The organism is Nocardiopsis aegyptia (assembly GCF_013410755.1).
Classification (GTDB): Bacteria; Actinomycetota; Actinomycetes; order Streptosporangiales; family Streptosporangiaceae; genus Nocardiopsis; species Nocardiopsis aegyptia.
The window spans coordinates 5,557,518-5,569,262 of sequence record NZ_JACCFS010000001.1; the positions used below are offsets into that span (position 1 = coordinate 5,557,518).

Below are 11,745 nucleotides of genomic sequence, written 5' to 3' on the forward strand. Positions count from 1 at the left end.
CTCCAGGGCGGTGGAACGGCGGTTGGGCGCGGGGGGACGCGGCTGTTCTTCGGGGGACATGGCGCCCAGAATAGGCGGTGGGGCACCGGTCGGCCGGGGTCGTCAGGGCGGCCGGAACCGGTCACGCGCGGCTCAGGAGCGGACCAGTCGGGCGATGGCGTCGGAGGCCTCGCGGACCTTCTCGTCGGCCTCGTCGCCGCCGTTGGCGACCGCGTTCGCCACACAGTGCTTGAGGTGTTCGTCCAGCATGGACAGCGCGAAGGAGCGCAGCGCCTTGTTGACCGCCGAGGTCTGGGTGAGGATGTCGATGCAGTACTGGTCGTCCTCGACCATGCGCTGCAGGCCCCGGATCTGACCTTCGATGCGGCGCAGCCGGTTGATGTGGCTCTGCTTGTCGTCGCTGTAACCGTGGTTGCCCACCATGCCGCCGTCTCCGTGTCGTCCCTGATCAGATGCCATAACCATACCCCCTCAAGGTATCCAACCGCGGAAAGTCGGACAGCATTCCGCGCGCTCGTACCCACTCGCCGCCGTGAACACGGCCGTAGTAGGAGTTTCCCAGACATTGCGGGGCGGGACGCCGGGTGCCGCCCGGCGGGCCCGGGCGCGAGCGCTCGTCAATTCCGGGTCCGCACTCGGCAAGCCGGGGCCCGGAGCCTTGCCCCCGGCACGGCACCGGCCGACCATGGCGGTATGAGCCACAGTGCCGAGAACGAGATCCTGGCCACCATCCGGGCCCTGATGGACGAGGAGCACACGCTCCGCTCCCGGCCCGGAGGACTGGAGACCGCCGAGCGGTCCCGGATGAGGGAGGTGGAGGAGTCGCTCGACCAGTGCTGGGACCTGCTCCGGCAGCGGCGCGCCCGCAGTGAGCACGGACAGGACCCCGACGAGGCGCAGGTGCGCCCGGCGCCCGAGGTGGAGCAGTACTGGCAGTAGCGGAAACGGCGAAACCGCAGAGCCTTCGCGAGCGTCCACTCCGATGAGGACGGCCCCACGGGGCCGCGCCCGAGCGCGGCCCCCGCCGTCGCACGCAGCTCACGAAGGAAGCCATGATCGCCACCCTCACCGGCCTGGGACTGTCCTCCGCGGCCGGGCTCAACGCCTACATCCCCCTCCTCGCGGTCGGGTTGATCGCACGCTTCACCGACCTCCTCCCCCTCGGGGCCGCCTGGCAGTGGCTGGAGCACCCGGTCACGCTCGTGTCCCTCACCGTGCTCCTGGTGATCGAGTTCGCCGCGGACAAGCTCCCGGCCCTCGACAGCCTCAACGACGCCGTCCAGACGGTGATCCGGCCCTCCGCGGGCGGCATCACCTTCGGCGCCGGCGCCTCCGCGGTGGACCTCACCGAACTCACCGGCACCGCCTCCGCCTCCGCCTCCGCGGCCGAGACCGGTGACGGCGTGAGCTGGCTCCCGGTGATCGCGGGCATGGTGATCGCGCTGGCCTTCCACGCCGCCAAGACGCTGGCGCGCCCGGTCCTCAACTCCGTCAGCTTCGGTATGGCCGCGCCCGTCGTGTCGTTCCTGGAGGACGTGGCCAGCTTCGTGACCTCCCTGGTGGCGATCCTGCTGCCGCTGCTGATCCTGGTGGTGTTCCCGCTGATGGTCGCCACCGGGGTGTGGGCGGTGCGCCGGCGCCGCAGGCGCCGCGCGGAGAGGGTCGAACAGGACGGCGCCCCCGCCGGGTGGCGGGGGCGCCTGGGCCGCGGCGGCCGGTGACCGGTCAGCGGAGGGCGTCGTGCCCCTCGGCGACCGGCAGGGTCACGTGCGCGGTGTTGGTGTCGACGCCGACCTCGGTGCCGGCCGGGTAGCGCAGCGTGTGGTCGTAGTCGGTCGAGACCAGCATGACTCCGATCCGGTGCCCGGCCGGGAACACGTGGTCGCCCGGCTGCAGGTCCCACCGGTAGCGGTAGTACTGCCCGGCGACCACCGGGCGCTGCCGCTCCAGCGAGGTGCGGTTGCGCGCGTCCAGCCAGCCGCGCGCGACGATCCGGTGGTCGGCCTCCTCGGTGACGTGGTGCCCGGTCGGGATACAGCCGGTGTCGCCCGGCACGGACTCGCCGTAGCAGTTCATGTCGTCGAAGTCGTAGCGGAGGCGGCCGGTCGGCCGCTCGGCGGTGCCCAGGTCGACCAGGGCCGCGGTGAGGAACGGCGAGGGCCCGTCCATCGCTGCGCGGATCGAGATCCGCGCGGACCCGCTCAGGCGTACGTCCTCGGTGAGTTCGCCGGTCACGTACACCAGCGACGACGTCCCCGGGGAGTCCGGGTCGCCGAGCAGGTCGTCGGGTGAGAGCGTGCGGCCCTGGTCGGTGAACGACTCGGTGCCGTCGCGTACCGGCCGCGGACGCGGTGCCAGCCCGCCGGTGGCGGTGTCGGGGTCGGAGTTCAGGTGCAGCTTGACCGGCACCGTCCCCTCACCCGGCCAGTCGGCCTGCGACGTCCACGTGCCGTCGGTGCCCTCCACGTCCACGGCGGGCTCGTCGGTGATGCCGTTGTCGATCTCGTAGAGCCAGTGGTCGAACCAGCCGTGCAGCTGGTCCAGCCACGGGTCGGTCCGCAGGTAGAGCTGGTTGATGTGCGCGCCCTGGTGCAGCCACAGCTTGCGCGGGACGTCGTTCTCCTCCAGGGCCGCCCACAGGTCGGCCGCCTGGCCCGGCATGACGTTCCGGTCGTTGAGCCCGTGCACCAGGAACACGCTCGCCCGGATCTCGTCGGCGTCGGAGAGGTAGTTCCGCTCGTCCCAGAACTCGGTGTAGTCGCCGCTGACCCGGTCCTGCTCCTCGGTGAGCCCGTCGATCACCGGACGGCAGATCTCCCCGTCGTCGCGGGTGTACACGTACTCCGCCAGGACGTCGGCGTCCTCGCCCTGGTAGCCGCCGGGGGCGCGCACGGCACCGCCCTCGCGGTAGTAGCCGTACCAGGACGAGATCGCCGCCTGCGGCACGATCGTCTTCAACCCCTCGACCCCGGTCGTGGCGGCGGCGGTGGGCAGCGTCCCGTTGTAGGAGATCCCGGTCATCGCGGCCGCTCCGTTGGACCAGTCCGCGGTGACCTCCTCCCCGTCGGCGTCCCAGCCGACGGCGTCGCCGGTCAGCCACTCGACGGCCGCCTTGACGCCCAGCGACTCGTTGTGCGCGCCCGAGGTGGGGCAGCCGGTGGAGTCGCCGCTGCCCAGGCTGTCGAGCTGGGCCACGGCGTACCCGCGCGGCAGGAAGTAGTTGTCGTAGTAGCCGGAGAAGGACGTGTTGGGCCCGGAGCGCTCGGCCGCGGCCTCCGGGTCGCCGGTGCCCGCGGGGTCCAGGGCCGCGCCCAGGGCGGTCTCGTCGGCCCGGGGCCCGCCGCGGGGTCCGCCGCGCGGGACCGTGCCGGCCTCGTCGGTGTCCAGGTCCACGTCGTGGTTGGTGACCGGGTTGCCGCCCGCCCAGTAGGGGCTGGGCTCGATGATGGTGGCGACGTCCAGGCCCGCGTCGCTCTCCTTGGGGCGCAGGATCCGCATCCGCACCGTGTCCAACGCACCGTCGCCGTCGCTGTCGGCCTCCGTGCGGATGTCGACCTCCTGGTAGATCGCGTCCGCGAACTCGAAGGCGACCTGGGTGCGGCCGTCCACGATCTCCAGCGAGGGGGGTTCGGCCGCGGCCGGCGCGGTCAGCACCGTGGCGGCGGTCAGCGCGGCGGTGGTGACGGCGCCCGCGCGCGTGAGGAGGAATCGTGCTCTGCCGGGGGATGGTGGCAAGGGGTGGCTCCTCGTCGAAGGGGTCATCAACTGACGAGCGGTCTATCAAAATGCGTCAACTCTGCCCAGGGGGTCATTGCGATGCAATGCGGCAGAACAAGCGGCTGAGCTGGTTCGCCCACCTGCCTCGGGAAAGTCGAGGTGTTTGTGGATTCGCCAGACGAATGCCCGTCCTGCCCGGTAGCGTGTCGTTTCGAACGCGTGAACGAAACGCCGGGGAAGGGGGGCGGGACCAGTTGGCCCAGGACACCGAGCAGCAGCCGAAGAAGAAGCGGCGCGGGTTCGAGCCCCGCCCCGGCCATGTGGTGCAGGCGTTCGTTTTCGCCCTCGACCCGGGCGTGGCGGCCGAGCGGAAGCTCAGGTCGCACTGCGGGGCCGCCCGGACCGCCTACAACTGGGCGGTGTCGTCTGTGCTGGCCTCCTGGGACCAGCGCAAAGCCGAGGAGACCTACGACATCGGCGAAACCGAGCGCACCCCGTGGCGTTCGTGGTCACTGCCGAGCCTGCGCAGGGCGTTCAACGCCGCCAAACGGGACGACCCCCGTTTCTGCGACTGGTGGGAGGCCAACTCCAAGGAGGCGTACAGCACCGGGCTCGCGAACGCCTCGGCCGCCTTCGACGCCTACGCCAAGTCCAAGCGCGGTGAACGCCGGGGACCTAGAGTGGGGCGTCCGCCACATCCCCAACCCCCGCCACCTGGGGCGAGAGCTCAAGCGCCTCCGCCGCGCCTCGCGGCGGGTGTCCCGGCGTCACGGACCGGACCGGCGCACCGGGCAGAGACCGTCGAACCGGTGGCGTGAGGCCGACGCCGACCGCAACCGGATCCACCACCGCATCGCGAACCTGCGCCAGGATGCGCTGCACAAGCTCACCACCAACCTGGCCCGCGAGTACGGGACCGTGGTGGTCGAGGACCTGAACGTGGCGGGAATGCTCAAGAACCGGCGTCTGGCCCGCCATATCGCTGACGCGGGGTTCGGTGAGGTTCGCCGCCAGTTGGCCTACAAGACCGTCTGGGGTGGCGGTCGTATGATCGTGGCGGACCGGTGGTTCGCCAGTAGTAGGACCTGCTCGGGGTGTGGTGCGACGAAAGCCAAGTTGCCGCTGCACGTGCGGGTGTTCGACTGCGACGAATGCGACCTGGTGTTGGACCGGGACGTCAACGCCGCACGCAACCTCGCCAAGCTGGCGGGGGATTGCTTGACCGGTACCGGAGTGGCCGGAGACCGGGGCGCGAGAGCGCCGAAGGCCCGTGGAGCCGACCGTCAGACCCGCGCCACCCGTACCCGCCGCACGGCGGGTACGGGGCGGGCAGGTGGCGCGAGACCGCGTAAGCGGAAGGAAGCGGGACACCGTACTCAAGACACCGAACAACTCTCGTCGTGGTGACACTGTGACGGACCTCCTGGGCGGAAACGCCCTGGATGCCGAGAGTCGATGACTCAAAGCAACGGATTCGATTCGGGCCATCGTCTCCGACCCCGTCCGTCCGCCCAAGGGGGCCACGGCGGGGTTATCGAAATCGCCATGGCCCCCGTCACACGTGCCCGATCCCCTCGGAGGCAGGGGTGCGAGAACGCACGGAAGCGACGCAGGTCATCCCCGAAACACGGGGCGCTCCAGGGGTCGGTTGTCCTACAGTGCGAGCAATGACTGAGATGACATTCGACCGAAACGACATCACGCACATCGTCTGGGACTGGAACGGCACGCTCCTGGACGACAACCACGCCAACCTCGCCGCGGTGAACGCCGTGTGCGCCGCGTTCGGCCGTGCCCCGGTGGAGATGGAGTACTGGAAGTCGGTCTTCCGGCGCCCCCTCGTCCCCTGCTACGAGGAGCTCCTCGGGCGCAGCTTCGTGGACGGCGAGTGGGAGCGGTGCGAGCGGCTCTACGACTCCCACTACCTGGAGCACCTGCCCTCCTGCTCCCTGTCCGAGGGTGTGCCCGACGTGCTGCACACCTGGCGCGACGGCGGCGGCAGCCAGTCCCTGCTGTCCATGGCCTCGCACGACCACCTCGTGCCGCTGATCGACGAGCGCGGCCTGACCGGCCACTTCGAGCGGGTGGACGGGCGCCAGTTCGAGACGGAGCAGGACTCCAAGGCCGAGCACCTGGTGCGCCACCTGGACCGGCAGGGCATCGATCCCGCCAAGGTCGTGCTCATCGGCGACATCGACGACGACGCCCGGGCCGCCCGCGAGGCGGGCGCGAACGCCATCCTGGTGACGAGCGGGCTCATGGCCCGCGAGCGCCTGGCGGCCACCGGCGCCCCGGTCGTGGACACCCCCGTGGCGGCCGTCGCGGCGCTGCGCGCGGCCTGACGGGCCGCGGCCGGGCCATGCGCGCCCCGTCGCGTCCGGCCGTCACACCCTGCGAGGTGGGATGGTCCCACCCCTCGTGGGGCGGAACACCCGGCGGTTGTCAATGGGGGACTCCCACCCTTGGCGCGCGCCCGACACGTGGGGCGTCCACAGCCCCGGAACCCCCGTGCTGACCTGCGCACACGCCCCCGTGCCCCGGTGCTCGCCAGGGCGAGGCCGGGGCGTCGCCGCCTCCGGGCCGTGTTGTTAGATGGGTCTCAGAGCCATACGCGACACACAGATCTGGAAGGCGGGCCAATGACGGAGAGCAGCGTCCCCCGGGTGCTCTGGGAACCCGACGAGGCGACGGTCGAATCCTCCAACATCGTCGCGTTCGCCCGATGGGCCGCGGAACACAGGGGCGTGGACGCCTTCGGCGCGGCCGGGGCCTTCGACTACGACGCCCTGTGGCGGTGGTCGACCAGCGACATCGAGGACTTCTGGGCCGCGATCTGGGAGTACTACGGGGTGGAGGCCGACACCCCCTACGAGCGGGTGCTGGCCGAGCGGGTCATGCCCGGGGCCCGCTGGTTCCCCGGATCGACCCTCAACTTCGCCCGGCACGTGTTCGCGGGCCGCGACGACGACACGGTCGCGATCCGCCACGCCACCGAGCTGCGGCCGCTGGGGGAGTGGACGTGGGGGCAGCTGCGGCGCCGTACCGCCGCGATCGCGGCGGGCCTGCGGGAGCTGGGTGTGGGTCCCGGCGACCGGGTGGTGGGCTACCTGCCGAACCTGCCCGAGACCGTGGCCGCGTTCTTCGCCGTGTCGTCCCTGGGGGCGGTGTGGTCCTCGTGCTCGCCGGACTTCGGGGTGCGCAGCGTCATCGACCGGTTCGCGCAGATCGAGCCGAAGGTCCTGCTGGCCGTCGACGGCTACCGCTACGGCGGCAAGGACTTCGACCGCCGCCCCGTGGTGGAGGAGCTGCGCGCCGCCCTGCCCACGGTGGAGCACACCGTGCTGCTGGACTACCTCCGGCCGGGCCGGCCGATGAAGGGCACCGTCGAGTGGGGGGACCTGGAGGCGTCGGGCGGGGACGCGGAGCTGGAGTTCGCCTCCGTGCCCTTCGACCACCCGTTGTGGGTGCTCTACTCCTCGGGAACCACGGGCCTGCCCAAGGCGATCGTGCACGGCCACGGCGGCATCCTGCTCGAACAGCTCAAGAACCTGCACCTGCACCTGGACGCCCGGGAGGACGACCGGGTGTTCTGGTTCACCACCACCGGGTGGATGATGTGGAACTTCCTGGTCAGCGTCCTGCTGACCAGGGCCTCCATCGTCCTGTACGACGGCAGCCCCGCCGCCGCGGGCGCCACCCCCGGCCTGGACGGGCTGTGGGACCTGGCGGCCGAGGCCGGGGTGACGGTGTTCGGCACCAGCGCCGGGTACCTGTCCTCGTGCATGAAGGAGGGGGTGCACCCCCGCCGCGGGCGCGACCTGTCACGGCTGCGGGCGATCGGCTCGACGGGCTCCCCGCTCAGCCCGGAGGCGTTCGCCTGGGTGTACGAGGAGTTCGGCGACGAGGTGTGGCTGTTCTCCACCAGCGGCGGCACCGACGTGTGCAGCTGCCTGGTGGGCGGCACGCCGACCCTGCCGGTCTACGAGGGCGAGATCCAGTCCCGGGCGCTGGGCATGGCCGTGGCGTCCTGGGACCCCGAGGGCAGGGAGCTGGTGGGCGAGGTCGGTGAGCTCGTGGTGACCGAGCCCGCGCCGTCCATGCCGATCTTCTTCTGGGGCGATGACTCCGGGGAGCGGCTGCGGGACAGCTACTTCTCGGTGTACCCGGGCATCTGGCGCCACGGCGACTGGATCGAGATCACCGAGCGCGGCACCGCGGTCATCTACGGCCGCTCGGACTCCACCATCAACCGCGGCGGGGTGCGGATGGGCACCAGCGAGATCTACCGCGCGGTGCTGGCGCTGGACGAGGTCGTGGACGCTCTGGTGGTGGACGTGCCGCAGGGGGACGGGTCGTCGCGGATCGAGTTGTTCACGGTGCTGCGGCCGGGCGCGGACCTGGAGGGGGACCTGCCCAGGGAGATCGCGCGCAGGATCCGCACGGACTGCTCGCCGCGGCATGTGCCCGACCGGGTGCGCGCGATCGCCGCGGTGCCGCGCACGCTGTCGGGGAAGGTGTTGGAGGTGCCGGTCAAGCGCATCCTGATGGGTGAGGATCCGGGGAAGGTCGCCAGTCGCGACTCGCTGGCCAACCCGGAGGCGCTGGACCACTTCAGCGAGCTCGCCGACCAGGGGTGATCCCGAACCGGGCGGGAGGCGGTGGCTCCCCACCTCCCGCCCGGCCTGACGTGGGGCCTTGGGCAGGCGTACGGAACACGCATACGCTGACGAACGTGGCACAGAACCGATCCGACGACACCGCCGCCTCCCCCGACGCGGCCCCCTCCGGTCCCGCCCGCATCGACGGTGTCGACGCGGCGCGCGCCATCGCGGTCTTCGGCATGTTCACCGTGCACCTGGGCGTGGAGTCCATGGGGCTGCTGTCCCCCGAGGGCTACGCGTGGACCCTGCACGGCCAGGTGCGCGGCAACTCCTCGGCGCTGTTCGCGCTGCTGGCCGGACTCTCCCTGGCGCTGATGACCGGCCGAACCGAACCCGTCACCGGCGACGGCCGGCGGCGCGCCGTGGTGCGGGTGCTCACCCGCGCCGTGCTCATCGGGATGCTCGGCCTCCTGCTCGACCTCACCGGCGTGCCGGTCGCCATCATCCTCACCTACTACGCCGGCTTCTTCGTCCTGGCGCTGCCCCTGACCCGCCTGCGCACGGGAGCGCTGTGGGCCGTGGCGGGCGTCCTGGCGGTGGTCGGGCCGCCGCTGTCCTTCCTGCTGCGCGATACGGTGATCGACGCCGGGCCCCGCACGTCCTCGCTGTCCTCGCTCACCGAGTTCCTCCTCACCGGCTACTACCCGGCGATCACCTTCATGGCGTTCGTGGCGGCGGGCATGGCCGTGGGCCGGACGGACCTGCGCTCCACGGCGGTGCGGCTGCGGCTGCTGGCGGCGGGCGCGGGACTGTCCGTCTTCGCCTACGGGGGGTCCTGGCTGCTGCTCCACCCGCTGGGGGGCCTCGACCGCCTGGTGGAGCAGGGCACCGCGTTCATGGGGGGCTACCCCATCACCCCGGGCATGGACCCCGTCCTCCTGGAGCAGCTGCGTGCGGGCGTGATGGAGGAGGCCAACTCGATCTCCGGACAGGTCCCCACCGACACCTGGTGGTGGCTGGCGGTGAACACGCCGCACACCGGGACGACCTTCGAGATCGCCGAGGCGGTCGGCCAGGCCCTCATCGTGCTGGTGGCGTGCATGTGGCTGGCCGAGCGCGTGCGGTGGCTGATGTACCCGCTCGCCTCCGTGGGCCGGATGCCGCTGACCGTCTACACCGGGCACATCCTGGTGCTCATGGTGATCGTCGGGGTCGACCCGGTCGACTGGCGCCAGCCCTGGCTGCTGGAGTGGTTCGTGCTCGGCGCGCTCGTCCTCGCCACCCTGTGGCGCCTGGTCGCGAGCCGGGGGCCGGCCGAGGCGGGCCTGGCCGTGGCCGCCGACGGCATGGTCGACATCGTGGAGGAGCGGCGCCGGGGGCTGTGAGCGCGGCCGGGCCGTGCGCCCGCCACACACGCCCTAGGACTCGTCGGGGCGGGTGATGTGGTGGGAGGTGCGGTCGCGCAGGGCCAGGGAGTCGGTGGTGGTGCGCGTGTTCTGCCGGATCAGGCGGCGCGCGTCGTCGGCCGCCGAACGGGCCACCGCACGGCTCGCCACGGGGCGCTGGGCGACCTCCGCGTCCTCGGGCAGGCCGATGTCCATCGGAAGCCCCGCGCGGCTGATCACGCGCAACTGGGCGGCCTCCTGCGAGTGCGAGGGGCGGATGTCGCCGTTGGCGGTCCGCCACGCCTTCAGCCGCGCCTGGAGCCAGTCGGTGCCCTGGTACTCCGGCCCCTCGGGCCAGGCCGCGCCGTCCGGCCGCGCGGCCAGGGCGTACAGCACGTCGGCGACGGTCCACCCCGCGGAGAAGAACCGCGCGGTGACGTCGCGCAGGACCCGGAAGTCCACCCGGCGCAGCGAGGCGTCCTCGTGGCGCAGGTACTCGCACGCCTCGTGCACGGCGCGCGGCGTGTGCCGGGGGCGGTGCAGCGGGTCGACCTCGCGCTTGCGCAGCAGCGCGTCGTCGACGGTGACGATGACCTCGCCCTGCCGGTTGTCCCAGATGCTGACGTCCTCGCGGGCCCAGCCCTGGGACTCGGCCAGCGCGGTGGCCATTCTGCGCAGGTCGATCTGGGTGTCGTCGCTACTGATCCGGAACTCCGCCATGCCCCCAGGTTAGGACCTCCGCGCCGCCGGACGGGCGCGCTGCGCCGCCGGGGCGCGGTGGACTGTCCGGTCTAGACCGGACGTCGTCCCAGGTGTGCCCGACGTCTCGGCCGCGGCGGCGTTCTCCGGGGTTTTCCGGCCCAGGTTGGAGTATCCGCCAAAGGTGGGACGTCTCTGTGCTTGGAGCCTTCTCCAACCTTCGGTGGCGCGGTCCGGGCGAGTACTGACGTCGGCGGCGCCCGGGGTTATGGTGACTGCCTGACGGCCCCGGGCCGGGGGAGACCCCGTCGGCACCGGGCCGCCGAGGCCCACGTTTCCGCTGGCCACAGCGCTCGCGGGCCCCGTGACCAGCACACCGACCCACCGAGCAGTAGGTGCCCGTGTCCCACACCGCAACAGCGCCGGAGGCGACGACCAACCGCGCGCTCCGGGCGTTCCTGCACGGCCTCCCGGGCGTGGACGAGGTCGGCGCGCGTGCCCGCGCCCAGGACCTGTCCACCCGGTCGATCAAGACCACCGCCAAGGCGCAGGCGATCGACCTCGCCATCTCCATGGTGGACCTGACCACCCTGGAGGGCGCCGACACGCCCGGCAAGGTGCGCGCCCTGTGCGCCAAGGCCGCCCTCCCCGACCCCGCCGACCGCACCGTGCCCCGTGTGGGCGCCGTGTGCGTGTACCCCGACATGGTGGCCACGGCCGTCGGGGCCCTGCGCGGCACCGGCGTGGGCGTCGCCTCGGTCGCCACCGCCTTCCCCGCGGGCCGCGCGCCCCTGGAGGTCAAGCTCGCCGACACCCGGCGCGCCGTGGCCGACGGGGCCGCCGAGATCGACATGGTCATCGACCGCGGCGCGTTCCTGTCCGGGGACTACCTGAAGGTCCACGACGAGATCACCGCCGTCAAGGAGGCCTGCGGCCCCGCCCACCTGAAGGTCATCCTGGAGACCGGCGAGCTGGTCACCTACGACAACGTCCGCCGAGCCTCGCACCTGGCGATCCGCGCCGGCGCCGACTTCATCAAGACCTCCACGGGCAAGGTGGCGCCCGCCGCGACCCCGCCCGTGGTCCTGGTCATGCTGGAGGCCGTGCGCGACCACCACGCCGCCACCGGAGCCCGCGTGGGCGTCAAGCCCGCCGGCGGCATCCGCACCACCAAGGACGCCATCCGCCAGCTGGTGCTGGTCAACGAGATCGCCGGCCCCGCCTGGCTGACCCCGGACCTGTTCCGGATCGGTGCCTCCAGCCTGCTCAACGACCTGCTCATGCAGCGGACCAGGCTGACCACGGGCACCTACCCGGGCCCCGACTACTACACGCAGGACTGA

At 72.0% G+C, this 11,745-nt stretch carries 11 protein-coding genes; 8 read left to right on the forward strand and 3 right to left on the reverse strand.

Translation table 11 applies throughout. From position 1 onward, the window contains the following. Nucleotides 1-132: 132 nt before the first annotated feature. Nucleotides 133-423, reverse strand: coding sequence for a metal-sensitive transcriptional regulator (locus HNR10_RS24870; RefSeq protein ID WP_121179995.1), 291 nt, complete (start codon nt 421-423; stop codon nt 133-135). Nucleotides 424-693: 270 nt separating this feature from the next. On the opposite strand from HNR10_RS24870, the gene HNR10_RS24875 reads away from it, so the two are divergent. Together HNR10_RS24875 and HNR10_RS24880 are read left to right on the forward strand one after the other, a co-directional pair. Beyond that, the gene (locus HNR10_RS24875) at nt 694-939 is read left to right on the forward strand and encodes a DUF2630 family protein (protein WP_179827509.1); all 246 of its coding nucleotides are present in this window, start codon (nt 694-696) and stop codon (nt 937-939) included. Between the two features lie 113 nt (nt 940-1,052). Then, nucleotides 1,053-1,721: a DUF4126 domain-containing protein gene (locus tag HNR10_RS24880; protein ID WP_179827511.1), complete on the forward strand. Its 669-nt coding sequence runs from the start codon at nt 1,053-1,055 to the stop codon at nt 1,719-1,721. A 4-nt stretch (nt 1,722-1,725) separates the two neighbouring features. On the opposite strand, the gene HNR10_RS24885 is transcribed toward HNR10_RS24880, so the two are convergent. Further along, nucleotides 1,726-3,735, reverse strand: a complete 2,010-nt coding sequence (locus HNR10_RS24885; RefSeq protein ID WP_246406400.1) for a Xaa-Pro dipeptidyl-peptidase — start codon at nt 3,733-3,735, stop codon at nt 1,726-1,728. Nucleotides 3,736-3,971: 236 nt separating this feature from the next. Here HNR10_RS24885 and HNR10_RS31445 point away from each other — a divergent pair, with 236 nt between their 5' ends. The 5 genes from HNR10_RS31445 (at nt 3,972) to HNR10_RS24905 (ending at nt 9,703) form a co-directional block, all read left to right on the forward strand. Continuing rightward, on the forward strand, nt 3,972-4,535 hold the full coding sequence (locus tag HNR10_RS31445; protein WP_246406402.1) for a helix-turn-helix domain-containing protein: 564 nt from the start codon (nt 3,972-3,974) through the stop codon (nt 4,533-4,535). After that, nucleotides 4,432-5,124, forward strand: a complete 693-nt coding sequence (locus tag HNR10_RS31450) for a transposase (RefSeq protein WP_246407641.1) — start codon at nt 4,432-4,434, stop codon at nt 5,122-5,124. Before HNR10_RS31445 ends, HNR10_RS31450 begins: the two co-directional genes overlap by 104 nt. A gap of 260 nt (nt 5,125-5,384) precedes the next feature. Further along, nucleotides 5,385-6,059, forward strand: a complete 675-nt coding sequence (locus HNR10_RS24895; RefSeq protein ID WP_179827515.1) for an HAD family hydrolase — start codon at nt 5,385-5,387, stop codon at nt 6,057-6,059. 297 nt (nt 6,060-6,356) lie between these two features. After that, nucleotides 6,357-8,354, forward strand: a complete 1,998-nt coding sequence (locus HNR10_RS24900) for an acetoacetate--CoA ligase (protein ID WP_179827517.1) — start codon at nt 6,357-6,359, stop codon at nt 8,352-8,354. 95 nt (nt 8,355-8,449) lie between these two features. After that, the gene (locus tag HNR10_RS24905; RefSeq protein WP_179827519.1) at nt 8,450-9,703 is read left to right on the forward strand and encodes a heparan-alpha-glucosaminide N-acetyltransferase domain-containing protein; all 1,254 of its coding nucleotides are present in this window, start codon (nt 8,450-8,452) and stop codon (nt 9,701-9,703) included. A 33-nt stretch (nt 9,704-9,736) separates the two neighbouring features. Here the strand turns inward: HNR10_RS24905 and HNR10_RS24910 are convergent, their stop codons facing one another. Next, the gene (locus HNR10_RS24910; RefSeq protein WP_179827521.1) at nt 9,737-10,423 is read right to left on the reverse strand and encodes a hypothetical protein; all 687 of its coding nucleotides are present in this window, start codon (nt 10,421-10,423) and stop codon (nt 9,737-9,739) included. A 374-nt stretch (nt 10,424-10,797) separates the two neighbouring features. Between HNR10_RS24910 and deoC the strand changes: the two genes are divergently transcribed. Beyond that, nucleotides 10,798-11,745, forward strand: coding sequence for a deoxyribose-phosphate aldolase (gene deoC / locus HNR10_RS24915; RefSeq protein WP_179827523.1), 948 nt, complete (start codon nt 10,798-10,800; stop codon nt 11,743-11,745).

Coding starts and splice junctions, on each gene's coding strand:
- HNR10_RS24870 (WP_121179995.1), bottom strand. CDS start 423: ATGGTGGGCAACCACGGTTACAGCGACGACAAGCAGAGCCACATCAAC.
- HNR10_RS24895 (WP_179827515.1), top strand. CDS start 5,385: ATGACTGAGATGACATTCGACCGAAACGACATCACGCACATCGTCTGG.
- HNR10_RS24900 (WP_179827517.1), top strand. CDS start 6,357: ATGACGGAGAGCAGCGTCCCCCGGGTGCTCTGGGAACCCGACGAGGCG.
- HNR10_RS24880 (WP_179827511.1), top strand. CDS start 1,053: ATGATCGCCACCCTCACCGGCCTGGGACTGTCCTCCGCGGCCGGGCTC.
- HNR10_RS24875 (WP_179827509.1), top strand. CDS start 694: ATGAGCCACAGTGCCGAGAACGAGATCCTGGCCACCATCCGGGCCCTG.
- HNR10_RS24910 (WP_179827521.1), bottom strand. CDS start 10,423: ATGGCGGAGTTCCGGATCAGTAGCGACGACACCCAGATCGACCTGCGC.